The following is a 24,851-nucleotide window of genomic DNA, read 5'->3' on the forward strand; positions in this document are numbered from 1 at the left end:
TGCCCGGCGACTATAGCATATCGCCCCTGTCCCTGCCCCGCGCGATCAGAACTGCAGCGTGTACGAGGCGCCCACCGTGCGGCCCTGGCCGATGATCACCGTGTCGCCGTTGACGGCGCCCGGCACGAAACTGGTAAGCGTGTGGTTGCGGTAGACCTTGTCGGCCAGGTTGTTGGCATACGCCGTGATGCGCTGCTTGCCGCCCGGGAGCACATACGACAGGCGCGCATTGGCCAGCGCAAAGCCGCCCTGGTTCAGCAAGCCGCGCGCGTCGCTTTGCGGGTCCACATAGTAGTACTGCTTCGACGTGTAGCGCACATCGCCGCTGAAGACCAGCTGCGCGCCATTGCCCAGCGGGTAACGGTAGTCGGCCGCCAGCAGGGCCGTCACGTGGGGCGAGCGCACGAATTCATTGCCGGAGCGGTCGCCGCCATTGTTCTGGATGGCGAAGTCGTCGAATTCCGTGCGCAGCAGGCCCAGGTTGGCGTTGACGTGCAGGTTGTCCGTCGGCTGCGCCTCGATCTCGAATTCCGCGCCATTCACGTGGGCCTTGCGCACATTCTGCAGGTAGTTCACGCTTTGCGTGGGGTCGCCGTTGTACACGCCCGTGATATTCACCTGCACGTTCTTGTAGTCGTAATGGAAGACGTTGGCGTTGAAATTGAGGCGCCCGTCCAGCCATTCGGACTTGATGCCCGCTTCGAACGAGTTCAGGGTTTCCGGCTTCACCGTGTTCAGGGCCCGCACGTCCGTGGCGCTGGTGTTGTAGCCGCCCGACTTGATGCCGTGCGCGTACTTCAGATAGCCGCGCAGGGTGCGGCTGAAGCGGTATTCGGGCGTCACGTCATACGTGAGCGCATTCCACGTGGTGGACGGATTCGACGTGAAATTGTTGTTGGCGACCGCGGCGGCCGTGTAGTTGCCTCCCTTGACCGTGTTCCACCAGTTCGACGCATCGCCGAACGTCACCGTGTTCGATGCCGCCTGCACGCGCTGCAGATCGAGGTCCTTGGTTTCCGTGGTCCAGCGCAAGCCAAACGTGGACAGCAGCTGCTCGCTGAAGTTGACGGTCGTGCTGCCGAAGATGGCCGCGCTGCGCGCCTTGTGCTGGTAGACGGTGCGGTTGTAGCCGACGGGCTGCGTGCTGCCCGCCAGCGCCGGCACCGTGCCGTTGGGCAGGCGCGCGCCGGCCGAATCGGAATCGATCTTTTCATTGAAGTAGAACAGGCCCGCCACCCAGCTCAGCGTGCCGTTTTGCGGCGACGTCAAACGCAGCTCCTGCGACACCTGCCGGCTGCTCGCCTTCGAACGGCTGCGGCCCACTTCCAGCGGCGTGTTGTCGCTGTCGCCCGTGGCCTCGTTGCGGAAGTTTTCATAGCCCGTGATCGAGGTCAGGGTCAGCTCGCCCAGCGCATAGTCGAGGTTCAACTGGGCGCCGCCCTGTTTCACGTCGCTGTCGGCCGGCGCATTCGTGCTCACGTCGTCGGGATTGGTGCTGGGGACGTAGCCGTTGCGGTACACGCCGTTGGCGCCGTAGCTGGCCACGGTGGTGGTCGCGCCCTTGGTCGTGTAGTCGCGGTAATGCAGGTTCAGATTGGCCGTCAGGTCGCGGCCGATCAGGGCCTTGAGCTGGCCGCGGATGGCGCTGTCCTTGAGTTTTCCATCGCGCTCGCCCGTAAACTGGTTGTGGAAGCGGCCCTCGCCTTGCTGTTCCGTGTGGAAGGACAGGCGCCCCGCCAGCACTTCGTCGACCAGCGCGCCGCCGATGGCCCCTTCGGCCAGCTTGGTGTCGTAGCTGCTGTAGTCAAACTTGGCGTAGCCGCTGGACTTGAACGACGGCTTGCGCGAAATCACGTTGATGGCGCCGCCCGTCGTGTTCTTGCCCCACAAGGTGCCCTGCGGCCCACGCAGCACTTCCACCCGGTCCAGGTCGAACAGGGGAAAGCCCGTGGCGCTGGAATTGCTGATGTAGACGTCGTCGAGGTAAAAGCCCACGGGATTGGGAAAATCGATCTGCTGCTGGCCCGCGCCCACGCCCCGTATCCACCAGCGCGGGCGGCCATGCTGCTGCGTGCCGGCCGACGCATTGGGCACATAGTTGAGGATTTCGCTGGCCGAGCGGCCGATGCCCGTGTCGAGCAGCTCCTTGCCGCCCAGGACGGTGATCGCGCTCGGCACTTTTTGCGCCGATTCCTCGCGCTTTTGCGCCGTCACCGTCACCGATTGCAGCGAGGCGCCTTCGCCGGCGCCGTTGGCGTCGGCAATTGCCACGACATCGGCGGGCGCCGTGTCAGCCGGCGCATCGGCCCACGCCATGCCGGGCGCCAGGCACAGGCCGCCGATGGCAAAGGCCGAGCGCAGCGCGCGGCGCAGCGGCGTCAAGTGAAACGGGAATGGGGAAGAGAGTACGGCAACGGCGGCGGGGGCAGTCGAACGGCGCATGGGTGATTATCCTTGATGAAAGTCAAAACGCGAGATGGTGATGACTGTCATTGCAAGGCGCATGCCCGCTGCCGCAGCGCAGCAAAATACGACTCAAGTGCTTGATTTCAAAGGAAGACTATCATCATGATAGCGCTGTTGATTTGGCAGCAGCGGCGCCGCCGCGTGCTGCCTGCGCGACAGCAGGCGGTGGCGCTGCTGTCGCGGCAACAGGCGCGGGGGTCAGGCGGCGCGCAACAGCGCCGCCGTCTGTCCGCGCACGAGGGGCAGCACTTCCTCGCCCACCCGGTACGCCTCTTCCAGGTGCGGCGTGCTGGCCAGGATGAAGGCGTCGGCGCCCAGCTGCACCAGCTCGTCGAGGCGTTCGGCCACCTGCTGGTAACTGCCCACGATGCCCTGCGTCTGCCCGCCCCGCAGCAGGTTGAAGCCGGACCAGATGTTCGGCGCCGTGATCAAGTCCTTGTAGCTGTTCAGGGTGGCCGGGCGGTTGCCCCGCTGGCGCGCCGCGCCCACGGAATCGCCGCCGTCAGCGCCCAGGAACTGGCGCAGGGTGGCCGCATCGACGGCCTCGAAGCCCTTGCGCACCTCGTCCCACGCCTCTTCTTCCGTGGCGCGGGCGACGATGTCGACGCGCACGGCGCACTTGATCTTGCGCCCCAGCAGCGCCGTCTTTTCATGCACGCGGGCGAATTTCTCGCGCAGCTGCTCGAACGGCTCCAGCCACGTCAGGTAGTAATCGGCATGCTTCGAGGCGGAACCGAGGGCCGCATCGGACGAGCCGGAGAAATAGATCTCGGGGAAGTCCTGCTCCGACAGGGGCGTGGCCAGGCCCGCATCTTCCACCTGGTAGAACTTGCCCTGGTAGGAAAACGGTCCGCCGCGCCACACGCCGCGCACCACGTCGAGGAACTCCGTCGTGCGCGTGTAGCGGTCGTCGTGGCCGGCCGAATCGCCCCACCACAGCTGCGCCGGACCGCCGCCGCCCGTGATCACGTTGTACAGGGCCCGCCCGCCCGTGGCCCGCTGCAGGCTGGCCGTCATGCGCGCGGCCACCACGGGATTCAAAAAGCCGGGCTGGAACGGGATCATGAAGCGGAAGGTGCGCGTTTCGCGCGCCAGCAGCGCGGAAATGGCCCATGGCTCGTCCGTCATGGGAAACGAGGGAATCAGGCCGCCCTGGAAGCCCGATATTTCAGCCGCGCGGGCGATTTCCGCCAGGTAGTCGATATAAGCAAAGCCGTCGGCGCCGCCGCCACCGAGGCCGGCCTGGCGCAGGTTGTCATTGCCGGGAAACCAGTCGCCGCGAAACGGCGCGCGGGCGCGGTGCGAACTCGGTTCGCCATGCGTGGGGATGCGCCAGAAAAAGTCGATAGCCATCAGGGTACTCCTTCAAAATAGGGGGATTCAGGCCGCTTGCAGGGCCGGGGCATTCAACGCGGCGCGCACGGCCGGCAGCACGTGTTCGCCGATGCGGTAGGCTTCCTCGAAATGGGGAATGGCCGCCAGCACGAAGCTGGCTACGCCCGCCTGCGCATACGCCTGCAGCGCCGCGGCCACTTGCGCATAGCTGCCGACCAGGGCGCCGCGGGCGCCCGTTTGCGCCTGCGCGAAGCCGGGCCAGAAGGCGGCGGCACTGCCATCGAACGCCGCATCGTCGGGCAGCCCCGCACCGCTGCGGTAGCGGCGCGCATCGCGCAAGGCTTCGTCGAACGTTTCCCGGGCCAGCACGTCGATGCGCAAGCCCGCCGCCACGGCGCGGCCCAGCTGGCGCGCCTGCGTCTGCAGACTGTCGATGGCAGGCTGCAGGCCAGCCACGGGCGCGGCGTCGAACACGTGCACGTCGGCCTGGCGCGCCGACAGGGCCAGCGCCTCGGGCGACCCGCCCGTCAGGTAGATGCCGTTGAGCGGATGGTTTGCCAGCGGCCCCCTGAAGCCGCCGTCCTGCACTTCGAAGAACTTGCCCTTGAAGCTGAACGGCGAGGTGCTCTGCACGCCGCGCGCCACCGTGATGAATTCATCGATGCGCGGCAGGATGTCGGCGTCCGGCGCCGCATCGCCCTGGCGCCGGCGCTCTGCCGCATCGCCGCCGTGGCCGATCTGCCAGGCGAAGCGTCCGCCCGTGAAGCGCTGGAAGCTGACGGCGTTCTTTGCCGCATACACGGCCGAACCCCAGGCCGCGTCGAATTCGGCGATCAGTTTCAGATGGCGCGTGCCGCGGGCCAGGTAGCCGGCGACGATCCAGCTTTCATCGCCCTGCGCATCGTGGCGTATCTGGATGCCGTCGAAGCCGGACAGGTCCGCCGCGCGGGCGATCTGCTGCAGGTAATCGAAATAGTTGAATGGCGGACGCGCACCCCGCGGGTCGCTCACGCCCGCCTGCAGGGGACTGGGCGCGCCGGCGGCCCGTTCGCCTCGGCGCGTGATGCCGGGCGCCGCATGGCGGCCATCGCCGCCGGTGGGCAATTGCCAGATGAATTCAATGGTCATGCATGGACTCCTGTCGTGGGTCGAAGAAAAAGCCGTACGCGCAGCGCGCAGCGGCCTGTCCCACCCTCCTCGCAGAAAACATGCCATGTCCAGGATGCCCGCCGCGGCCCGCCGCTGTTGATTTGGCAGCAATCCCCTGCCCCCATGGCAGCAATGTGCTGCGCGCGCAGCAGCCATGAAAAAAAAACCGGAGCCGCATCGCTGCGGGTCCGGCTCCGGGAAGTGCTCACGCGCCTAGTCGATGGCGCCCGCCTTTTTCAGGAAGGTGCGCAGGATGTTGCGGCTCAGGTTCAGGTGTTTGGCCGTGCGCACCTGGTTGCGCTCATTGCGCTCCCACGCGGCGCGCACCAGTTCCTGCTGCATGGCCTCGAATGCCACGGCCTCGCCCGAGTCGAGCAAGGCTTGCCAGGCGCGGGCGAAGCGTTCGGCCGCCAGCAAGTCGTCCTGGCCCCCTGCGCCGTGGGCCGCGTAGGCGATGTCGGCGCCGCCCGCCCACGCGTCGGGCGCGGGCACGGGGGCCGCCGCGGGGACGGCAGCCATCGGCCTGTGCCAGCCCGACAGGCTCAAGTCCTCGGCGCGCACCGCGCCGCTGCGGCACACGAGCAGCGCGCGGTGGATGACGTTTTCCAGTTCGCGGATATTGCCCGGCCACGGGTAGGCGAGCAAGGCTTGCTGCGCATCCTGGTCCAGCTCCACTTCGCCCAGGTGCAGGCGCTGCGCATAGATGGCCATGAAGTGGCGCGTCAGCGGCATGATGTCGCCCGGACGCTCGCGCAGGGGGCGCAGCGGCAGGCCGATCACCTGCAGGCGGTAATACAGGTCTTCGCGGAAGCGCCCGGCCCGCACGGCTTCGGCCAGGTCCACGTTGGTGGCCGCGATCAGGCGCACGTCGATGGGGATGGCGCGCCGCGCGCCCAGGCGCACCACTTCGCGCTCCTGCAGCACGCGCAGCAGCTTGACCTGCATCGCCAGCGGCAGGTCGCCGATTTCATCGAGGAACAGGGTGCCGCCGCTGGCCGTCTCGAACCAACCGGGCTTGCCCTGCTGCGCGCCCGTAAACGCACCCTTTTCATAGCCAAACAGTTCGCTCTCGACCAGGGTTTCGGAAAACGCGCCGCAGTTGATCGCCACGAAGGTCTGCTCGGCGCGCCCGCTCAAGCCGTGCACGTGGCGCGCGATCAGTTCCTTTCCCGTCCCCGTTTCGCCCGTGATCAGCACCGTCGCCTCGCTGGGAGCGATGCGCTCGATCAGTTCGTGCAGCTGGCGCGAACGGGGATCGGCAAAGACAAAGGCCGTGGCGCGCACCAGCAAGCTCATTTGCTGCGGGTCGCGGAAGGCGACCAGCGCCTCGCTATCGCCGTCATCGCCCGCGCCGCGGGCCAGGTGGGCGCTGCGCGCGAAATCGCTGCTGAAGTTGTGGGCTAAGAGTTCCATGGGCCGACTATACCGCGCGCCATCTTCAGGCGTGAACGAATGGTGCCGCGCTAGCTTATCCGGAATTTGCATATGCGGACACTTGTCCAGTGCTGGCCCGAACCTTGCATAGTTATCGAGACGCGCCATGTCGCCAATCCACCACGGAGTTCCTCCCATGCCAGCACGCCAGCTCGTCCTGAACGTTTTCCTGCAACGCCACGGCCACCATCCGGCCGCCTGGCGCCATCCGTCCGCCAGCGCCAGCGGGCGGCCCGACCTGGCCTGGTGGCTGCACGCCGCCAGGCTGGCCGAGGCGGCCAAGTTCGACAGCTTTTTCATCGCCGACTTCATCGGCCGCTCCGGCGACGTCACGCCCGACACGGGCCGCGCCGCCATCGGCCTGCCCTTCGAACCCTACACCTTGCTGTCGGCGATTGCCGCCGTCACCAGCCATATCGGCCTGATCGCCACCGTCAACACCAATTACGAACACCCGTATCACGTGGCGCGCAAATTCAGTTCGCTCGACCACCTGAGCGGCGGGCGCGCGGGCTGGAACGTCGTCTCCTCGTTCGGCGAGCACACGGCGCGCAATTTCGGCATCGATGCGCCGCGCAGCCACGCCGAGCGCTATGCGCGCGCCGATGAATTCGTCGCCTTGTCCAAACTGCTGTGGGATAGCTGGGATGACGATGCGTTCGACCGGCCCGACCGCGCCGCCGGCCAATTCTACCGGCCCGAAGCTGGCCACCCGCTGGACTTCCGGGGCCAGTACTTTGCCTCGCAAGGCTTGCTGGACTTGCCCCGTCCCGTGCAGGGCCACCCCGTGCTGGTCCAGGCGGGCAATTCCGAGACGGGCCGCGAATTTGCCGCGCGCCAGGCCGAGATGGCGTACTGCTCGGCCACCTCGCTGCCCGTCGCGCAGGCGTATTACGGGGACGTGAAAGGCCGCATGGCGAAATACGGCCGCGCGCAAGACCAGTTGAAGGTCACGCCGGGGCTGTCCGTGGTGGTGGCGGAAAGCGACCAGCAGGCGCAGGACCGGTTCGGCGAACTGCAGGCGCTGGTCGACTTCGGCAACCTGGAATTCGGCGGTTTCGATCTGTCCGGCTATCCGCTCGACGGTCCCCTGCCCGACCTGCCCTACCAGGCGGGCGACAACGGCAAGGGGCGCTTCCAGCAGCAGCTGGAGCTGGCGCGCCGCGACAACCTGAGCTTGCGCCAGCTGGTGCTGCGCTTCAAGGTCGCGCGCGGCCACCTGCAGGCCATCGGCTCCGTCAGGACGGTGGCCGACCTGATGGAGCAATGGTTCGTGGAACGGGGCGCGGATGGCTTCAATGTCGTGCCGCCCCTGCTGCCGCAAGGCTTCGAGGATTTCACCCGGCTGGTAGTGCCGGAACTGCAGCGGCGCGGCCTGTTCCGCACGGAATACGCGACCAGCACCCTGCGCGGCCACCTGGGCCTGGCGCGGCCCGCCAACCCGCACACGGCGGCGCGGGCGCGAGCCGCCTGACGATCATCCCTGGTCCGGGTCGAAATGCTTGCGCAAGCCCTGCCAGCACGTGTAGTAGTCCTGTTGCAACAGTTCGCTGTTCAAGGCGAATGGCGTGGGCTTGAGGATGGTGCGCGTCTCGAACATGAAGGCCATGGTGTCGCCCACTTTCACGGGCGCGGACGTGTCGCTGTGCGAGGCTTTTTCGAACGTCTGCGCGTCGGGGCCGTGGCCGGACATGCAGTTGTGCAGGCTGGCGCCGCCCGGCACGAAGCCGGCCGCCTTGGCGTCGTACACGCCGTGGATCAGTCCCATGAATTCGCTGGCCACGTTGCGGTGGAACCAGGGCGGGCGGAACGTGTGCTCGGCGGCCAGCCAGCGGGGCGGGAAGATGGCGAAGTCGATGGCGCCCAGCAGCGGGTTTTCACTGGGCGCCTGCAGCACGAGGAAGATCGACGGGTCCGGGTGGTCGTAGCTGATCGAGCCGATGGTGTTGAAACGGCGCAGATCGTATTTATATGGCGCGTAATTGCCGTGCCAGGCCACCACGTCCAGCGGCGAATGGTCCAGGGTCGTGCGCCACAGATGGCCGCCGAACTTGGCCACCAGTTCGCACTCGCCATCGATGTCTTCGTAGGCCGCGTGCGGCGTGAGGAAATCGCGGGCGTTCGCCAGGCCGTTCGAGCCGATGGGCCCCATGTCGGGCAGGCGGAAGGCCGTGCCGAAGTTTTCGCACACATAGCCGCGCGCCTGGCCGTCCGGCAGGGTCACGCGGAAGCGCACGCCGCGGGGAATCACGGCGATTTCCTGCGGTTCCAGCTCGATCAGTCCCAACTCCGTGGCGATCGCCAGCCGGCCTTCCTGCGGCACGACCAGCAATTCGCCATCGGCCGAGTAAAAGAAGCGCTGCATGGAGCGGTTGGCCGCATACACGTGGATGGCGCAGCCGCTCATCGCTTCGGCACTGCCGTTGCCGGCCATCGTCTGCCAGCCGTCGATGAAGTCCACCGGCGTGGTGCCGTCGGGCAGCGGCAGCGGGTCCCAGCGCAGCTGGTTCGGCGGCGTAGGCGGCATGGCGTGGAAATCGCTGACGATGCGCGTATCGTGCAGCAGGGTAAACGGCGGATGCTGGCTGGCGGGACGGATGCGGTACAGCCACGAGCGCCGGTTCTGCGCGCGCGGCGCCGTAAAGGCCGTGCCCGACAATTGTTCCGCGTACAGCCCCAGGGGCGCCCGCTGCGGCGAATTCTGTCCGTGCGGCAAGGCGCCGGGCACGGCTTCCGTGGCAAATTCGTTGCCGAAGCCGCTTTGGTAGCCGGCGCCTATCATGCCGGCTCCGCCAGGCCGTCGGCCGCGTCGCGCAGCAAACCCTGCACCACCTCGGCCTTGCCGATGGCCCCCATGGCCAGCAAGGCGAAACGGGCCAGGAACAAGGGCGAGCGCTGCTCGCCCAGGCCGCCCATGGTGTGGCACAGCTCCGTGTACAGATTATCCAGTTCGATGTCGGTCATATGATCTCCTTGTTACTTGTATTCGTCGATGCCGGCCGCCGCCAGTGCCGCCGCCACCTGCCCCGCCCGCGCTTGCCGCCAGCGTCCCAGCACGTGGCCGTCAGGACGCACGAGGTAAAACGTGCCGGGCTGCGCGTCAAACAGCGAGAATACCTGCGCCGTGTGGTCCCAGGCGCACTCTTGCGCCCCGCTGCGGGAAATCGCCACGGTCGCCAGCGGCAAGGTGTCGCCCAGCGCCAGCAGTTCCGCAGGCACGGCGCCATCGTCGCTGAAGTACAGGCCCGTGAAACGGCCATCCGCGCGCGTCACCAGACCGGTAATATACCCCGCTTTTTGCGCGCCGTCGTGCAGCAGCGCCAGCGGACATTCGGGCAAGACGGTGCCCGGCGGGGGACCGGCAGCGAAGCCATCGACCTCGCGTGCATTCAGCGGCGACTGCGCATACGCGATGGCGCTCGTCTGGCGCGGGTTGATCAGCGAGCGCACGTGCGCATGCCTGCTTGCCAGGCCCAGCACGGCCGTGCGCATGAGATCGAAGGCGAACGTGGGCGGCGCCATGAATTCCGTGCTTTTCGTGCCGTGGCGCAGGTTTTCATGGGCCGCGTACACGCGCTCGTCCGAATAACTGTCCAGCAAGGCATGGGGCGCCTGGCCCTTGACCACGTAGGCGAGTTTCCAGGCCAGGTTGTCCGCATCGTCGATGCCGGAATTGGCCCCGCGCACGCCGAAGATAGGCACCAGGTGGGCCGCATCGCCCGCGAACAGCACGCGAGCGTGCCGGTATCTGTCCAGGGTCAGGGCGTTGGCTTTATAGATGGTGATCCACACGGGATGCCACGGCGCCGTTTCCCCCATCATGGCCAGCAGGCTGTCCACCCGGGGCGCCACGTTTTCCAGCAGCACGGCCGCCTGCGCATCCTCGTCGTCGCGCAACTGGTAATCGATGCGCCAGATATCGTCGGGCTGCTTGTGCACCAGCACGGTCGAGCCGGGATTCGAGGGCGGATCGAAATACGCGAGGCGCTCCGTGGGGCGGCTGCTTTTCAGGTGGATGTCGACGATCACATAGCGCCCTTCATAACTGGTGCCCTGCAGTTTCAGTCCCAGCGCCTCGCGCACCACGCTGCGTCCCCCATCGGCCGCCACCAGCCAGTCCGTGTCGATTTTGTAGGTCTCGTGCGGCGTCGCCACGGTGACGGTGGCGCCGTCGGCGCGCTGCTGCACGCCGGTGACCCGCGTCTGCCAGCGGATATCGATCCATTCCGGCTGGCGTTCGGCCGCATCGAGCAGGAATTGCTCGATATGGTATTGCGCCAGGTTGACCATGGGCGGCAGCTTCTGGTTGGCGTCTTGCGGCATCGTGAAGTGCAGCACCTCTTCCTCGCGGTAAAAGCTGCGTCCGCCCGCCCACGGCAAGCCCTTGGCGAGAAAACCGTCGAGCGCGCCCAGGCGTTCGATGATTTCCAGGCTGCGCCGCGAGATGCAGATGGCGCGGCTGCCCGTGCACACGCCGTCGTCCGCTTCGATCAGCACGGAGCGCACGCCGTGGCGCGCCAGGCCCAGGGCCGTGGCCAGCCCCACGGGGCCGCCGCCCACGATCAGGACGGGCACGTGCTGCGTGCCGGCGCCGGCCGGTTTGCCGGGCGGATACACCTTCGGCACATGGGGATAAGGGTGAAACGTGTCGCTCATGATGGTGTCCTCTTCAAGATTGTTCTTTGCCGACACTGCGCGCGATGGGCAGGGTCAGCACGATGGCCGCACCGGCCACCAGCAGCACGCTGGCGTACAGCAAGCCCGTGGCAAAGCTGTGCGTGAAATCCTTCAGCCAGCCCACGACGACGGGATTCAGGGCCGAGCCGATATTGCCCGTGGCATTGATGACGGCGATGCCGATGGCGCGCGCGCCCAGGCTCAGGGCCCGGTCCGGCGTCGTCCAGAAGACGGACATGGCCGTGTAGGCGCCCGTCGAGGCCATGCACACGCCCAGCAGCTGCACGACGGGATTGCCCGCATACGCGGTCAGCAGCCAGCCGGCGGCCGACAGCAGCATGGGCCAGACGATGTGCCAGCGGCGTTCCTGCAAGCGGTCCGAGCGGCGGCCCCAGGCGATCATGCCGATGACGGTGCACACTTGGGGGATGGCGGCCAATAAGCCGATTCTCGTATTGCTGGCGTCGCCGCTGAAACTCTTGACGATCAATGGCGTCCACACGGCCACCATCGCCAAAGTGTTCACCAGGCAAAAGTAGGCGATGCCGAATTTCAATACGGTGGGCGAGCACATTTCCGCCAGCACCGAGGTGTTTTGCCGGGGCGCCGCGGTTTTTTGCTCGGCCGCCAGCATGCGCGCCAGCACTTGCCGTTCCAGCTTGCCCAGCCAGCTGGCCTTGGCAGGCGAGTCGTCCAGATAACCGTACACGGCCAGGCCCAGCAGCACGGAAGGCATGCCTTCGAGCAAGAACAGCCATTGCCAGCCCTTCAAGCCCCAATGGCCGTCCAGGCCCAGGATCAGGCCCGACAGGGCCGAGCCGATGGCGGCCGTCACCGGCATGGCGATCATGAACAGGGCGTTGGCCCGCGCCCGGTAGGCGCTGGGAAACCAGTACGTCAGGTACAGCAGCATTCCGGGCAGGAAGCCCGCCTCCGTCACGCCCACCAGGAAGCGCAGCGCATACAGGCTGGCCGGGCCGCTGGCAAACAGGGTCGCCGTCGAGGCCAGGCCCCAGGCGATCATCATGGAAGCTATCCACTTGCGCGCGCCGATGCGGGCCAGCACGATGTTGCTGGGAATGCTGCAAGCGATGTAGGCGATGTAGAACAGGGTGGTGGCAAAACCGAACTGGGTGCCGGACAGGCCCAGGTCTTGCATCATGGTCAGGCCGGCAAAGCCGATATTGATGCGGTCCAGAAAGGAAAACACGAACAGCAGGAACAGGAATCCCAGCAGATGGCGCGAAACCTTGCGCATCACCTGCTGTTCCAGTTGCAAGGTGGCAGCGTCGGGAGCGGGCGCAGTGGTGGCGGACGTGGCGGGGCTGGCCGCTTGGGCAATGGTCATGCTGGTCTCCATAAGGTGTCGCTCTCCCCTTGTTGATTTTATTGGGTAAGAGTGGCCGGATGCTCCGGCCTGTGACACAGTATGCAGACGACTACGCCGACGGCTGTCCCCATTTTGGGGACAAACGCCGGCCGGAAGAACTAGAAAGCAGACGCAAAAACGGCGGCGCTCCCGGAAAGAGCGCCGCCGTCAGCGGGCGGGCCTAGCCGCGTTTCTTGATCGGCACGTTATCGACCTTCTGCTGGTCGTAGCTGAAGGAGCCGTGGCCGCTCCAGTTGTTGTCGGTGACAAAGGTGGCTTCAAATTTGGCCAGGTAGCTGCCAATGGCTGGTGGCGTCGCGGACACGACATATTCGCCGCTCAGGCTGAATACGCGCGTGGCCTTGCCCAGGCCCAGGCCATGCACGGGGCCGCTGACGGGACGGATCACCACGCGGCCGTGCGGTGGCGTGATCGATTGCGTGATCAGCGCTTCGCCGCTGACGGTGCCGTCGTCGGGATTGTAAAACAGGGCCAGATTCAGGATGGGTGCGCCAGGCAGGCCGAGATTGCCGGCCGTCAGATACACGTGTTCTACCGCATTCAATTCAGATGTGGACACAATCTACTCCTTCCGGGAATGATTTATGAGCAATGGACAACGGAGATCGCGGGACGCGACAGGCATTGGCTATCAGCCTTGCCGATGGCCGCCATGCAGAGGCGCATCAACACTCTGCAGATAGCATAGCCCTTATTTTCGTGTCAATATGCTCACATTATTGCCTTGAATTTCAGCAATTTTATGCTGTGCCCGCCATGCGGGGTTGGCCGGCATTTATATTGCCTGCGGCCCTAGACATAGCGCAAACAATTGTCGCTGGCTGGAAATGCCCAGGCGTTTATAGGCGCGCTTCTGATACGTGGTGACGCTCGATGACTGGATGCCCATGGTGTCGGCAATCTCCACGGCCGTCAAGCCTTCGAGCACGCCGCGCAGCACGTCGAGTTCGCGCTTGCTCAGTTGCGGACCGTGCTGGCGCAGCCGGGCCAGCATCATGGGCGAGACGCCTTGCGGGGGCTGGCCGTTCAGGCTGTAATGGTGTCTGGCCGCATACGCGAGCAGCGGCGACAGGGTTTCGATGGCGGCGATCTCGCCGGGCTGGAACTGGCCCTGGCTGCTGTCGCGGTAAAAATTGACGGACAGCCAGATATCGCTGGCCGGCTGCACCAGCAGGGCCAGCCGGTCCGACACATTCGGCCTCTGGTAGCACGCGGCGCGGTAGCCGGGGTGGCGGATTTCGTCGCTGGCTTGCTGGTGCAGCACGATGGCGGGCTCGCGCCTGGGCCGCGCAGCGGGCGCGATGACGCTCTGGTTGCCGTCGAGTGCATAGTAATGGCGCGCGTAGCTGTCGGCGATATCCTGCAAAAACCGCCCGCCGCGCCGGTCGGCCACGGCCACCGTGCGGGGCCGGTTGCCGAATTCATAGGCAAAGATCGTGCACTGGGCGATGGGCGCGGCCGTGCTGGCCGTTTTCAGGATGGCGCCCGCCATGGCATTGACGTCCGCATGGCCGATGGCGGCCACCAGATCGAGGGCGCGCCCCAGCTCCAGCTGTCCCTCCGCCTGCCGCCGGTCCACCTGCCAATAGCGCATGCCGCCTCCCCTGCCTGCCAGGTCTTATTGCTGCCGCTGCGGCAAGACCCAGTCCGGCCGGATGTAGTGGCAGGTATAGCCGTGCGGCAAGCGCTGCAGATAATCCTGGTGCTCCGGTTCCGCTTCCCAGAACGGGCCGGCGGGCGCCACTTCCGTCACCACCTTGCCTGGCCACAGGCCGGAGGCGTCGACGTCGCGGATGGTGTCCTCGGCCACCAGCCGTTGCGCTTCGCTCGTGTAGTAGATGGCCGAGCGGTAGCTGGTGCCGCGGTCGTTGCCCTGGCGGTTTTCCGTGCTGGGGTCGTGGATCTGGAAGAAAAACTCCAGGATCTTGCGGTAGCTGATGGTGTTCGGGTCGAAAATGACTTCGATCGCTTCCGCGTGCGTGCCATGGTTGCGGTAGGTGGCGTTGGCCACGTCGCCGCCGCTGTAGCCCACGCGCGTGGCGCTCACGCCCGGATAGCGGCGCAGCAAGTCCTGCACGCCCCAGAAGCAGCCGCCGGCCAGGATTGCCGTTTCCTTGTCTTGTGTCATGTTGATCATTCCTTGATCTGAGATACTGAGTTGTTCATCTTACCCTGTCGCGCGATTTTCTTCAGCGGGCCAGCAAACGCTTGAGCTGAGCCGCCTGGTAGGCGCCGATGGCGTCGTTGAACAGGCAGCGGATCAAGGGGTCGTCGACGATGTCGGCCTCGCTTAATGCAGCCTGCGTGGCCCCGTCGACATCGCCATCGTTGATGCGCATGTACATCGACGTCAGCGATTCGCCCAGCACCAGCGCCGCATGGCATTTCACCAGCGGCACTTCCGTCGTCCAGCCCGGCGCCTCGCCCGTGGCCGGGACGAGGTCGATCAAGTCGCCATGCGTGCGGTAATGCAGGACGGTGGCCGCGCCGTCATGGCCGTACAGCGACAGGCGCCACAGCCGCGGCGCCTGGAAATAGCTGTCGTCGGACAGCTCCATGTCGCGGTAGCGTTCAAGCAAGCCGTTGCGGCAGAAATCGAGCACCAGCGCTGCATCGGCAGCATTCAAGGGCGGGAAACGCCGGGCGATGTCCGCCGTGGCGGGCGGCGGCGCCTCTGGCCGGTAATCGAAATCCACGTCCTGCGGGCCCACGGGCACGACCCAGGGCAGCGGCGCGGCCGGCGCCAGGCCCTGCGCATCGAGCAGCACGGACGTGGACGGGTCGAGCCGGAAGATATGCGCGTCCGGCAGCGCGGCGCCCATTTCCTCGGCAAAGCGGCGGTAGGTGATGGGAAACATCGCATGGTTGTACCAGGACCAGTCTTCCTGCACGAACTGGCAGGAGCTGGGCACGAGGTAGCGGGGAGCGAGCGCGCGCAGCTGCGGCACCCAGTCGTCCGGGAACTCGACGTGGCCCTGCGCCGCCTGCGACGGCGCGATGACGGCGAGCTCGCGCATGGTCTGGAACGGCCACAGCACCATGTCCCAGGGCGCAAACGCGGCCAGCTGTTCGAGCGTCCCGGGGCCCATCCAGGAATCGACGACATTCAACACATTCAAGCCGGCGGCGCGCACCTGGAACAGCGAATCGACATCGTCGTCCAGCGCGCGGCGCGGAATCACCTCGATGGCTCCCACCCGCACGGGCACGTCCACGTGCAGCTTCTCCACCTGCGTAAAACCGAGCGCGCGCAGCATGCCGAACAGTTCGTCGAAGACGCAGTACAGGTAGATGGGCGTGGCGCGGTCGAGCGTATCGAGGCTGTCGAGCGAGCAGTGGTCGTCGTGGAAGTGCGAGATGAAGACGGCATCCCAGCGCAGCCGGCGCACGGCGTCCAGGTCGAAGCGCACGGGCGGAAACGCGTGGCAGTTGCGGCTGAACGGGTTTTCGACGATGGGATCGAAGGCGATGGCCGTGCCTTCGCATTCGAAGACATAGCCGGCGTGCAGGATGCGGGAGATTTTCAGGGGCATGGGGAAATCGGAGTAGACCCAACAGCGGGTACCGGGGTCGGACCCTGAGGGTCCGACCCCTGACTTTGCTTTTGGGTTGAAGAAGGATTGCTAGCGGTACGCCGCCAACTTGCCTCAGTATGGATTGTTCAGCACATCCATCGCGAAGTAAGTAAAAATCATGTCCGCGCCCGCACGCTTGATGGCGCCCAGGGTTTCCTGCACCACGCGACGCTCGTCGATGGCGCCCGCCTGCGCGGCGAACTTGATCATCGCGTACTCGCCGCTGACCTGGTAGGCGCCGATCGGCAGGCGCGTCGCTTCGCGCAGGTCGCGGATGATGTCCAGGTAGGCGCCGGCCGGTTTCACCATCAGCGCGTCGGCGCCTTCCGCTTCGTCGATCAGGGACTCGCGCACCGCTTCGCGGCGGTTCATCGGGTCCATCTGGTAGGTTTTGCGGTCGCCCTTCAGGGTGCTGCCGGCCGCGTCGCGGAACGGGCCGTACAGGCCGGAAGCGAACTTGGTGGAATACGCCATCACGGGCGTGTCGTGGAAGCCGGCCGCGTCCAGCGCGCTGCGGATGGCCGCCACCTGGCCATCCATGGCGGCCGACGGGGCGATGATGTCGGCGCCCGCCTGGGCCGCGATGACGGCCTGCTTGCCCAGGTTCAGCACCGTGCTGTCATTGTCGACCGTGTCGCCATGCAGGATGCCGCAATGGCCGTGGTCCGTGTATTCGCAGAAGCAGGTGTCGGACATGACCACCATTTCCGGCACGGCGTCCTTGATGATGCGCGACATGCGGGCCACCAGGCCGTCCGGGTTCAGGGTGTCCGTGCCGTGGCTGTCCTTGTGGTGCGAAATACCGAAGGTCATGACGGAACGCAGGCCGGCGCGCGCATAGCGCTCGACTTCCTGCGCCAGCTTCGCTTCGGGAATGCGGCGCACGCCGGGCATGGACTTGATGTCGATGAAATCGCTGCTGCCTTCGTCGACGAAGATCGGCAGGACCAGGTCGCGCGGATTGATCTCGGTTTCGCGGAACAGCTCGCGCAGTTGCGGTGTCGCGCGCAGGCGGCGCATGCGCGAAGTGGGAAATTGTGCTGGCATGGTATGACTGGCTTCAGGTTGAGAACGCCCGCAAGTATACGCCGATCGCGCCGATTGCGCCGGGCTGCCCGGCAAAAAAGCCGCGCAGGTCAAAAAATGCCGCCTGGCGGCTTCACTGCGCGTGCAGCAGGGCCGCCACTTGCCAGCGCATGTCCGCCGCCAGCTGCACCAGCATGGCGCCCCGGCGGCGCGCGTCCGCGCGTTTTTTCGACGGCACCTGCTCCAGGTCCGGCATCCGGCATGGGCCGCATGGCAGGCGGTAATTGCCGTCGCTGGTGGGCAGCGCATGCAGTTCCCGCCACGCCAGGTCGTAATCGCAGGAGATGTGGCGGCGCCGGCGCCAGTTCAGCGCGATGCGGTTGGCGTTGCTGACCAGGTCCAGGTGGCTGCAGCCGAAAAAATCGCCGAGGTCGCGCAAGGCGGCCACCATCAGGTTTTTCGGCCGGCAGCCGTGCAGCGCCCGCGTGGCCTCTTTCACGGCCTGCGCGCCCGCCTGCGAGCGCAAGCCCTGCAAGGCGCCCAGCTGGATGGCGTTGCCGCCGGGCTGAGGCCGGAACAGGAAGCTGGCCAGGTACAGCGAGACGCCGTCGCGCGTCAGGCGCAGGCACAGCTCCCCTTCGCGGTGGCTGTCGTGGATGGCGGTCAGCTGCAAGCGGTAGGTGGCGCCGTCCTTGCCCTCGATGGCGGCCAGCACCAGCGCACGCCGCGCCACCTGGTCCACCAGCGCATGGGCACCTGCCTGCCACAGGAAGCGGTAATGCCCGCACAGCAGGTCCACGCGCGCGGCACAGCCGTAGCGGCGGCTGGCGTAGGGACGGTAGATCTTGTACAGCAGGCTGGGATGGGCTTGCGCCAGCGCCGCCAGGCCCGGCGTGCCGGCGATGAAGGCTTGCCAGCGCGCGCGCTGCACGGGAAAGACGAGCGCGCCCAGCGCAGCCTTGATGCGGTGGCCATGCTGGCGCGGTGGCGCCGGCTGCGGCGCGGCGTTGTCGCCGATGGCGGTAAAAGTATGCATGCGAACAGCTCTACGACGGGTCTGGATGAACGGCACGCGGCGACGGCCGCTGGCAGCCCGGGGCCGGCGGCTGTACGCTGGCAGCCGCTTTGCGCCGGGTAGAGGGAATGATAGGGGGAGGTGAAAACGAAGGGGGTTACAAGTTGGTAATGTGCCGATATGCCACGCCGGCCAGCTGCCGGCTCCGGCGGTCTAGCGCAGCAGGCGCAGGCGCAGGCGCAAACCCGGCGCCGCATCCTCGATCTCCAGGCTGCCCCCGTGCAGGGCGGCGATGGCCGCCACGATGGACAGGCCCAGGCCATTGCCGGGCAAATGGCGGCTCTTGTCGAGCCGGTAGAAGCGCTGCGTCAGCTTCGGCAGTTCTTCCGCCGGCACGCCGGGGCCGTTGTCGCGCACGGCCAGCCAGCTGCCCTGCGCGTCGCTGCCGGCCGACACTTCCACTGTGGCGCCTGGGCCCGCATACTTGATGGCGTTGTCGACCAGGCTGGCCAGCGCGCTGCCCAGCAGATTGCGGTCGCCGCGCGCCGGCACGCCCTCGCCATACATCTGCACCAGCAGCACGCCCTGCTCGTCGGCCGTGGCTTCGTACATTTCCACGATGTCGGCGCCGATCTGGTGCAGGTCGATGTCATTGAAATTCTCGGGACGCATGCCCGATTCGGCCGCCGCGATCTGCAGCAGCTTGTCGAACACGCGCGTCAGGTCGTCGATGTCGTCGATGGCCGCCTGCGACGCGGCCTCAAAGCCCGCCACGCTCTGCTGCTGGCGCAAGGCGCCGTCGAGCTTGTTGCGGATGCGCGCCAGCGGCGTGCGCAAGTCGTGCGCAATGGCGTTCGACACGTGGCGCACGCCTTCCATCAGGTGCTCGATGCGGTCGAGCATGCGGTTGATATCGCGGCTCAGCAAGCCGAATTCATCCTCGCTGGAGACGGGAATGCGCCGGCTCAGGTCGCCCGCCTCGATTTCCCCCGCCGTGCGGCGGATCTGCCCGATGCGCGCCTCGAGCTGGCGGCGGAACAGCCAGGCGCCCGCCACCACCAGCAGGATGGCCACCCCGCCGCCATAGGCCAGCGAGCGCAGCACCAGGGTGCGGATCGACTTGCCCTCTTCCATGTCGCGCCCCACGAACAGGCGCGCGCCGCCCGCCAGGTCGCGGATCAGCATGCGCGCGGGCACCCTGCGCCCTTCGCGCGTGACGTCGCGGTGCAGCAGGCGGCCCACGGGACTGCCCGCATCGGGCCACGACGACAGGTTGCCGGCCACGCGGCGGCCGTCGGCGTCCACCAGCAGGAAGATTTCCGTGTCGCTGTCGGTGCGGTCCGTGAGCAAATGGGCAATTTCCGCCGTCGTGCGGCTGGCATCGCCCTGCTCGTACAGCGCGGCGAGGCGTTCCGACAGCAGGACCAGCTTGCGGTCCACGCTGCGGTCGAGCACGCCGATGGTGCCGAAATAGAACACGGCGCACACGATGCTGATCGAGACGACCACCAGCACGCCATAGCCGAGCGCCAGGCGGGCCGCGATCGAGCGGTGCAAATTACGCACCGTCGAGCACGCCCAGGGTGTAGCCGACGCCGCGCACGGTGTGGATCAGCGGCGGCGAAAATTCCTTGTCCACCTTGGTGCGCAAGCGGCTCACCTGCACGTCGATGACGTTCGTCTGCGGGTCGAAATGGTAGTCCCACACGGCTTCGAGCAGCATGGCGCGCGTGACGGACTGGCCCTGGTGGCGCATCAGGTATTCCAGCAAACGGAATTCGCGCGGCTGCAGGGCGATTTGCCGGTTGGCGCGCGTCACGCGCATGGTGCGCATGTCGAGCACCAGGTCGGCCACCTGCAGCTGCGTCGATTCGGGCACGGGCGCGGCGCGCCGCAGCAGCGCCTCGATGCGGGCCAGCAGTTCGGCGATGGCGAACGGTTTCGACAGATAATCGTCGCCGCCGCTGCGCAAGCCCCGCACGCGCTCGTCGACGCTGGACAGGGCCGACAGCACCAGCACGGGCGTGTTGCGGCCCATGCCGCGCAGGCGCGCGACGATGGCCAGGCCATCGATCTCGCCGGGCAGCAGGCGGTCGAGCACCAGCGCATCCCAGTCTTCGCCGCAGGCCAGGCGCATGCCGTCGATGCCATTGTCGCAAGCGGTCACGTCGTGGCCCGCCTCGCGCAGGCCGGCACAGATATAGCGGGAAGTTTCGGCTTCGTCTTCGATGACCAGGCAGCGCACGGGGAATTCCTTGTAAAGATCGGGACAGCAAATATGCGCAGCATACGCCAGGCGCGCGCCACTTGCCAGTCCCGTCGCGTGCGGCAAACGATGGCAGGGTCGGGTACAATACAGCCTCGACAATGTTTGGCCGTGCCCGCGCGCGCATGTTTGCGCGCATATCGCATATGATATGGCGCCGCCCCGCTTGCCGCAGCCTGCATAGCCTACCACTGCCACTAACGAACAGCAGGCGCGCCTGGCGCGCGCCACAGACAAATACAGCCATGAAATCGACCCACTCTCTCGCACTGGCGCTGGCCATCGCCTGCGGCAGCGCCGCCGCCGCAGACACCAAACAAAGCATGCTGTTCGATGAAATCCCCATCGGCAGCTGGAGCACGTCCGCCGAACTGGGCGCCATCACCACCTCGGGCAATACGGTGGGCACTTCCGTCACGGGCAAGATCGACGCGCGCCAGGAACTCGACGACTGGAGCAACCAGTACATCTTCAGCGGCTACTTCAAGGAAGACGAAACGACCAACGACGACGGCCAGAAGATCCGCGAACGCTCGGCCGAGCGCTTTTCCGCCTCCGCCAAGGCCGCCTACAAGCTGATGGCCGACCATGAAAAACTGTTCGTGCTGGCCTCGCACGTGAACGACAAGTTCGGCGCCTACACCAAGTACTCGACCCTGGCCGTCGGTCATGGTTCGCGCTGGTACCAGTCGAGCGACAAGAGCGTCGACGTGGAAGTCGGTCCCGGCTATTTCAGCGGCACCAACGACACGGGCGAATCGGAACACGGCCTGACGGTGCGCGGCGCGGCCGCCATGAAGTGGAAGATCAGCCAGTCGGCGATGTTCACACAGACCGTCAGCGTGGAACGGGGCACCTCGAACACCCACTCGATCGCCGAGACGGCCCTCAGCACCAAGATCAACGGCACCATGCAGATGAAGGCCGCCTTCAGCGCCCGCAACGATACGCGCGTACCGGACGACAAGAAGAACACGGATACGCAAACGTCGCTGACCCTGGTCTACTCATTCTAGGACGCGCCCGACCATGCCGACGCTGATGCGGCGCCTGCGCGCCTGCGCCCTCGTGTGCGCCGCGGCGCTGCTGAGCGGCTGCGCCGCCGTCACCGTCAGCGCGATTTCCCCGGCCGACTACCTGCAGCAGCGGCGCGGCGACATCCTCACCACGGGAAAATTGAGTGCCGCCGCCAGCGAAGTGCTGCGCATCATCGGCAGCGACATCGCCGCCTGCGAAGCCAATACGGGCAGCTGCCGCGCCGACCTGGCCCGCTCCGAACTGCTCAGCGACGAGCAGCGCCTGGCCACCCTGTCCGAACTGTGGCTGGAAAGCGCGCTGGCAGAAGAAAAGCAAGGCGGCCACGCCAGCGCCGAACTGCTGGCCGCCTGGCTGGAATCGGCCCGCTACGCCTATGCCTACCTGTTCTACACGACGCGCACGCCGGGCCAGCGCGCCTTCGAGGAACGCCAGACGCAAATCCGCGACTACTACAACTATGCCGTGCAAAAGGCCGTCGGCAACCTGTTCCGCCACCGCGGCGAATACCGTCCCGACGGCCACGTGATCCGCGTCGCGGGCTGGCAGATCGACAGCGAATTGTCGGCCCTGCGCCTGCCCGAGGACGGCACCTTGCCCGAAGAGCTGCTGCCGGCCACCTCGCTGTCGTTTTCCGGCCTGCGCAATGTGTACCGGCGCGACGGCTTCGGCGCCGACCTGGTGGCCGTCATGCCCAAGCCCGGCGCGCCGAAAGGCGAGTACGTGCCCTACCAGGAAACCCGCTTTCCCGTCGTCACGGCGCTGATCCGCTTCGACGGCAACAGCCTGCAGGAAGTGCTGGCCACGCAGCAGCTGCTGGTGATGCTGGTCGACCCGACGCGCAGCGAATCGACGCGCATGGCGGGCCAGGAACTGCCCGTGGCGGCCAATTTCACGGCCGGCTACGGCCTGTGGCTGGCCCGTTCCGGCTTCGGCGTGCAGGCGCTGCGCACCCTGTTCGGCCGCGCCGACGGCATTTCGCGCCCGCAGGTGCACCTGATGCAGCCCTACGATCCGCACAAGCGCACCATCGTCATGCTGCACGGCCTGGCCAGCAGCCCGGAAGCGTGGATCAACGTGGCGAATGAACTGATGGGCGACGAGCAGCTGCGCCGCCGCTACCAGATCTGGCAGGTGTACTACCCGAGCAATGCGCCGCTGGCGGCCAACAACGCCGCCATCCGCCAGGCGCTCGCCGCCACCCTGGCCCAGTTCGACCCGTCGGCCAAGGCCGCCGCCGCGAACGACATGGTCTTGATCGGCCACAGCATGGGCGGCGTGCTGGCGCGCCTGATGGTCTCCGACGCCAGCAACACCCTGCTCGACGCCATCACGGAAGAATACAATTTGAAGGGCAAGAAGGCGGAAAAAGTGCGCGCCGGCCTGGCGCCCTACCTGAATTTCACGGCCATGCCGCAGGTGAACCGCGCCATTTTCATCGCCGCGCCCCACCGCGGCACCTCGTTCGCCAACCACAAGGTGGCGCGCTGGATCGCCAACCTGGTGACGCTGCCCATCACCATGCTAGACCAGCTGTCGGACGCGGCCGGCAGCCTGGCGCAGCTCGACACGGGCAGCAGCGAACCGCTGCGCATCCCCAACAGCATCGATAATCTCAGCGACAAGGACCCGTTCGTGCGCCTGGTGGCGGACCTGCCCATCAGCCCGAAAGTGCGCTACTACTCCATCATGGGCAACGACACGCCGGACCTGCCCCTGGCGGAGTCGAGCGACGGCGTGGTGCCCTACGCCAGCGCCCACCTCGACGGCGCGCAGTCGGAAAAAGTCATTCCTTCGTGGCACAGCGTGCAGGAAAGCCCGCAGGCGATCCTGGAGATACGGCGGATTTTGCGGCTGCCTGACAACCTGCCCTGAGCCGCATCAGGCTTGCAGCGCTTCCAGCGCCATGTCGGCCACTGCCAGCGCCGTTTCCGGCGGCGTGCCGTCCTCGATGTGCCAGGCCGCCGACAGGCCCGCCCAGGCGGCGCACCATGCCAGCAGGCGTGCACGCTCCAGCCCCGCCGCATCGGCGATCAGCGCGACCTGCCGTTGCAGCCGGCCCGGCGCCACGGGCCGCGGCGCATGCAGCCGCGACGCCACGGCGCACAGGATAGCGGTGGCCGCCGCATCGCCCTCCTCGCCCGTACGCGCCAGCGCGGCCAGTGAACGGGTATCTCTGGCCCGTTCGAGCAGCAGCGCATCGCCATCCGTGGAGGCGGCCAGCACGCACACGGCGGCGTCACCATCCCACCAGCGCAGCACGACGCCGGCGCGCCGTTCGTCGTCGCCCGTCGACAGCTTCAGCATGGCCGGCTGGCCGCTCCCACGGGCAGCAGACTTGCCGCGTGCGTGTGCAGGCGGGCGCCATCGGCCTGCAATGACCATCGCTCAAGGTAGTTGGCAAGGCGGTCCTGGTAATCCATGGGCAATCCCCGGGTGAAGGTCAAGGCGCCACTATACGGGACAGGACAACGCGCAGCCAGTTCACGCCGGCTCGCGCCACTGGTCCTTGATTTCCAGCATGGCCGGCAAGTGTTCCACGAACAGCGCCAGCAGTTGCGGGTCGAAGTGCGTGCCGCTGTCGCGCTGCATGGTGGCGATCGCGTCCGGCACCGTCCAGGCGGGCTTGTACGGGCGTTCGCTGGTGAGCGCGTCGAAGACATCGGCGATGGCGACGATGCGGCCTTCGTGGGGAATTTCCTCGCCTTTCAAGCCGTGCGGATAGCCGCTGCCATCCCATTTCTCATGGTGCGTCAAGGCGATGGTGCGCGCCATTTTCAGCAAGCCGCCCGCGTGCTCGCCGATGATGGCCGCGCCGATTTCCGCGTGGCTGCGCATGACTTTCCATTCGTCCGCATCGAGCCTGCCCGGCTTTTGCAGGATGGCGTCGGGGATGCCGATCTTGCCCACGTCATGCATGGGCGCCGCGTTGAGCAGGTCTTCCGCCCTGCCCGCGCTGTAGCCGGCCGCCAGCGCCAGCTGGCGCGCGTAATAGCTCATGCGGATGACGTGCATGCCCGTCTCGTTGTCCTTGTATTCGGCCGCCTGGCCCAGGGTCTGGATCACCTGCAGGCGCGAGCGGCGCAATTCCTCGGCGTCGACCAGCGACAGATGCGTGCGCACGCGGGCCCGCACGATGGGCGGGCTGACGGGCTTCGTGATGTAGTCGACGGCGCCCGCGTCAAAGCCGTCCGCCTCGTCCTTCACGTCGCACAGGGCCGTCACAAAAATGACGGGGATAGAGGCCGTGGCCGGCATGGCCTTGAGCTGGCGGCACACTTCATAGCCCGTCATGGCGGGCATCATGATGTCGAGCAGGACCAGTTCGACGGGATTGTTCTGCGCCAGTTCCAGCGCCTTGTCGCCATCCTTGGCGTACAGCAGGCGGTAATCGTCCTGCAGTATCTGGCGCAGCACCTGCAGGTTCGTCGCTTCGTCATCGACCAGCAGCAGGATCGGTTTGTCTTCGTGTAAGGTCATCGT

The 24,851-nt window shown here is 66.7% G+C and carries 21 protein-coding genes; 3 read left to right on the forward strand and 18 right to left on the reverse strand.

The annotated features are described in order from the left end of the window. Positions 1-45: 45 nt before the first annotated feature. The 4 genes from GCN74_RS09375 to GCN74_RS09390 form a co-directional block, all read right to left on the reverse strand. Entirely contained in the window at positions 46-2,442 is a 2,397-nt protein-coding gene (locus GCN74_RS09375) for a TonB-dependent receptor (protein WP_152256424.1), read from the reverse strand. Positions 2,443-2,664: 222 nt separating this feature from the next. Further along, positions 2,665-3,819: an LLM class flavin-dependent oxidoreductase gene (locus GCN74_RS09380; protein WP_152256425.1), complete on the reverse strand. Its 1,155-nt coding sequence runs from the start codon at positions 3,817-3,819 to the stop codon at positions 2,665-2,667. Between the two features lie 27 nt (positions 3,820-3,846). Next, positions 3,847-4,929 (reverse strand): LLM class flavin-dependent oxidoreductase, encoded by a 1,083-nt coding sequence (locus GCN74_RS09385; protein WP_152256426.1) that lies wholly within the window; start codon positions 4,927-4,929, stop codon positions 3,847-3,849. A gap of 234 nt (positions 4,930-5,163) precedes the next feature. Then, entirely contained in the window at positions 5,164-6,363 is a 1,200-nt protein-coding gene (locus GCN74_RS09390) for a sigma-54 interaction domain-containing protein (RefSeq protein WP_152256427.1), read from the reverse strand. 157 nt (positions 6,364-6,520) lie between these two features. On the opposite strand from GCN74_RS09390, the gene GCN74_RS09395 reads away from it, so the two are divergent. Then, complete coding sequence (locus GCN74_RS09395) at positions 6,521-7,858, forward strand: LLM class flavin-dependent oxidoreductase (RefSeq protein WP_152256428.1); 1,338 nt, start codon at positions 6,521-6,523, stop codon at positions 7,856-7,858. Positions 7,859-7,861: 3 nt separating this feature from the next. On the opposite strand, the gene hmgA is transcribed toward GCN74_RS09395, so the two are convergent. From hmgA to GCN74_RS09455, 12 genes are all read right to left on the reverse strand, one after another. Beyond that, entirely contained in the window at positions 7,862-9,166 is a 1,305-nt protein-coding gene (hmgA, locus tag GCN74_RS09400) for a homogentisate 1,2-dioxygenase (RefSeq protein ID WP_152256429.1), read from the reverse strand. Then, positions 9,163-9,348 (reverse strand): hypothetical protein, encoded by a 186-nt coding sequence (locus GCN74_RS09405; protein WP_152256430.1) that lies wholly within the window; start codon positions 9,346-9,348, stop codon positions 9,163-9,165. Before GCN74_RS09405 ends, hmgA begins: the two co-directional genes overlap by 4 nt. Positions 9,349-9,360: 12 nt before the next feature. Continuing rightward, on the reverse strand, positions 9,361-11,040 hold the full coding sequence (locus GCN74_RS09410; protein WP_152256431.1) for an FAD-dependent oxidoreductase: 1,680 nt from the start codon (positions 11,038-11,040) through the stop codon (positions 9,361-9,363). A 13-nt stretch (positions 11,041-11,053) separates the two neighbouring features. Then, positions 11,054-12,409, reverse strand: a complete 1,356-nt coding sequence (locus GCN74_RS09415; RefSeq protein WP_226938956.1) for an MFS transporter — start codon at positions 12,407-12,409, stop codon at positions 11,054-11,056. Positions 12,410-12,611: 202 nt separating this feature from the next. Continuing rightward, entirely contained in the window at positions 12,612-13,010 is a 399-nt protein-coding gene (locus GCN74_RS09420) for a DUF1842 domain-containing protein (protein ID WP_152256432.1), read from the reverse strand. A gap of 216 nt (positions 13,011-13,226) precedes the next feature. Beyond that, positions 13,227-14,045, reverse strand: a complete 819-nt coding sequence (locus tag GCN74_RS09425; RefSeq protein WP_152256433.1) for a helix-turn-helix transcriptional regulator — start codon at positions 14,043-14,045, stop codon at positions 13,227-13,229. A 24-nt stretch (positions 14,046-14,069) separates the two neighbouring features. Next, complete coding sequence (msrA, locus tag GCN74_RS09430; protein ID WP_152256434.1) at positions 14,070-14,579, reverse strand: peptide-methionine (S)-S-oxide reductase MsrA; 510 nt, start codon at positions 14,577-14,579, stop codon at positions 14,070-14,072. A 61-nt stretch (positions 14,580-14,640) separates the two neighbouring features. After that, positions 14,641-15,984, reverse strand: a complete 1,344-nt coding sequence (locus tag GCN74_RS09435) for an MBL fold metallo-hydrolase (protein ID WP_152256435.1) — start codon at positions 15,982-15,984, stop codon at positions 14,641-14,643. 114 nt (positions 15,985-16,098) lie between these two features. Continuing rightward, positions 16,099-17,073 carry a porphobilinogen synthase gene (gene hemB / locus GCN74_RS09440; protein WP_152256436.1) on the reverse strand — a complete coding sequence of 325 codons (975 nt, stop codon included), beginning with the start codon at positions 17,071-17,073 and terminating at the stop codon, positions 16,099-16,101. Positions 17,074-17,185: 112 nt separating this feature from the next. Continuing rightward, positions 17,186-18,088 carry a VirK/YbjX family protein gene (locus GCN74_RS09445; RefSeq protein ID WP_152256437.1) on the reverse strand — a complete coding sequence of 301 codons (903 nt, stop codon included), beginning with the start codon at positions 18,086-18,088 and terminating at the stop codon, positions 17,186-17,188. A 192-nt stretch (positions 18,089-18,280) separates the two neighbouring features. Then, positions 18,281-19,633, reverse strand: a complete 1,353-nt coding sequence (locus GCN74_RS09450) for a sensor histidine kinase (protein ID WP_152256438.1) — start codon at positions 19,631-19,633, stop codon at positions 18,281-18,283. Beyond that, positions 19,626-20,312, reverse strand: coding sequence for a winged helix-turn-helix domain-containing protein (locus tag GCN74_RS09455; RefSeq protein WP_071077124.1), 687 nt, complete (start codon positions 20,310-20,312; stop codon positions 19,626-19,628). Before GCN74_RS09455 ends, GCN74_RS09450 begins: the two co-directional genes overlap by 8 nt. Positions 20,313-20,578: 266 nt before the next feature. Here GCN74_RS09455 and GCN74_RS09460 point away from each other — a divergent pair, with 266 nt between their 5' ends. Together GCN74_RS09460 and GCN74_RS09465 are read left to right on the forward strand one after the other, a co-directional pair. After that, positions 20,579-21,349 carry a YdiY family protein gene (locus GCN74_RS09460; RefSeq protein WP_152256439.1) on the forward strand — a complete coding sequence of 257 codons (771 nt, stop codon included), beginning with the start codon at positions 20,579-20,581 and terminating at the stop codon, positions 21,347-21,349. Positions 21,350-21,362: 13 nt separating this feature from the next. Next, complete coding sequence (locus GCN74_RS09465) at positions 21,363-23,243, forward strand: esterase/lipase family protein (protein ID WP_152256440.1); 1,881 nt, start codon at positions 21,363-21,365, stop codon at positions 23,241-23,243. A gap of 6 nt (positions 23,244-23,249) precedes the next feature. Here the strand turns inward: GCN74_RS09465 and GCN74_RS09470 are convergent, their stop codons facing one another. Beyond that, entirely contained in the window at positions 23,250-23,675 is a 426-nt protein-coding gene (locus GCN74_RS09470; RefSeq protein WP_319633457.1) for an aminoglycoside phosphotransferase family protein, read from the reverse strand. Positions 23,676-23,852: 177 nt separating this feature from the next. Next, positions 23,853-24,848, reverse strand: coding sequence for an HD domain-containing phosphohydrolase (locus GCN74_RS09475; RefSeq protein ID WP_152256441.1), 996 nt, complete (start codon positions 24,846-24,848; stop codon positions 23,853-23,855). Between the last annotated feature and the right edge of the window lie 3 nt (positions 24,849-24,851).

Origin of the sequence: Janthinobacterium sp. FT14W (assembly GCF_009208755.1) — a bacterium.
Lineage (GTDB): Bacteria > Pseudomonadota > Gammaproteobacteria > Burkholderiales > Burkholderiaceae_D > Janthinobacterium > Janthinobacterium violaceinigrum.

What these genes read in the sequence shown, in the direction of transcription:
- GCN74_RS09385 (WP_152256426.1), bottom strand. Translation starts at nt 4,929, where the DNA reads ATGACCATTGAATTCATCTGGCAATTGCCCACCGGCGGCGATGGCCGC.
- GCN74_RS09390 (WP_152256427.1), bottom strand. Translation starts at nt 6,363, where the DNA reads ATGGAACTCTTAGCCCACAACTTCAGCAGCGATTTCGCGCGCAGCGCC.
- GCN74_RS09380 (WP_152256425.1), bottom strand. Translation starts at nt 3,819, where the DNA reads ATGGCTATCGACTTTTTCTGGCGCATCCCCACGCATGGCGAACCGAGT.
- GCN74_RS09415 (WP_226938956.1), bottom strand. Translation starts at nt 12,409, where the DNA reads ATGACCATTGCCCAAGCGGCCAGCCCCGCCACGTCCGCCACCACTGCG.
- GCN74_RS09405 (WP_152256430.1), bottom strand. Translation starts at nt 9,348, where the DNA reads ATGACCGACATCGAACTGGATAATCTGTACACGGAGCTGTGCCACACC.
- GCN74_RS09425 (WP_152256433.1), bottom strand. Translation starts at nt 14,045, where the DNA reads ATGCGCTATTGGCAGGTGGACCGGCGGCAGGCGGAGGGACAGCTGGAG.
- GCN74_RS09395 (WP_152256428.1), top strand. Translation starts at nt 6,521, where the DNA reads ATGCCAGCACGCCAGCTCGTCCTGAACGTTTTCCTGCAACGCCACGGC.
- GCN74_RS09445 (WP_152256437.1), bottom strand. Translation starts at nt 18,088, where the DNA reads ATGCATACTTTTACCGCCATCGGCGACAACGCCGCGCCGCAGCCGGCG.
- GCN74_RS09410 (WP_152256431.1), bottom strand. Translation starts at nt 11,040, where the DNA reads ATGAGCGACACGTTTCACCCTTATCCCCATGTGCCGAAGGTGTATCCG.
- GCN74_RS09435 (WP_152256435.1), bottom strand. Translation starts at nt 15,984, where the DNA reads ATGCCCCTGAAAATCTCCCGCATCCTGCACGCCGGCTATGTCTTCGAA.
- GCN74_RS09375 (WP_152256424.1), bottom strand. Translation starts at nt 2,442, where the DNA reads ATGCGCCGTTCGACTGCCCCCGCCGCCGTTGCCGTACTCTCTTCCCCA.
- GCN74_RS09475 (WP_152256441.1), bottom strand. Translation starts at nt 24,848, where the DNA reads ATGACCTTACACGAAGACAAACCGATCCTGCTGCTGGTCGATGACGAA.
- hmgA (WP_152256429.1), bottom strand. Translation starts at nt 9,166, where the DNA reads ATGATAGGCGCCGGCTACCAAAGCGGCTTCGGCAACGAATTTGCCACG.
- msrA (WP_152256434.1), bottom strand. Translation starts at nt 14,579, where the DNA reads ATGACACAAGACAAGGAAACGGCAATCCTGGCCGGCGGCTGCTTCTGG.
- GCN74_RS09460 (WP_152256439.1), top strand. Translation starts at nt 20,579, where the DNA reads ATGAAATCGACCCACTCTCTCGCACTGGCGCTGGCCATCGCCTGCGGC.
- GCN74_RS09470 (WP_319633457.1), bottom strand. Translation starts at nt 23,675, where the DNA reads ATGCTGAAGCTGTCGACGGGCGACGACGAACGGCGCGCCGGCGTCGTG.
- GCN74_RS09465 (WP_152256440.1), top strand. Translation starts at nt 21,363, where the DNA reads ATGCCGACGCTGATGCGGCGCCTGCGCGCCTGCGCCCTCGTGTGCGCC.
- hemB (WP_152256436.1), bottom strand. Translation starts at nt 17,073, where the DNA reads ATGCCAGCACAATTTCCCACTTCGCGCATGCGCCGCCTGCGCGCGACA.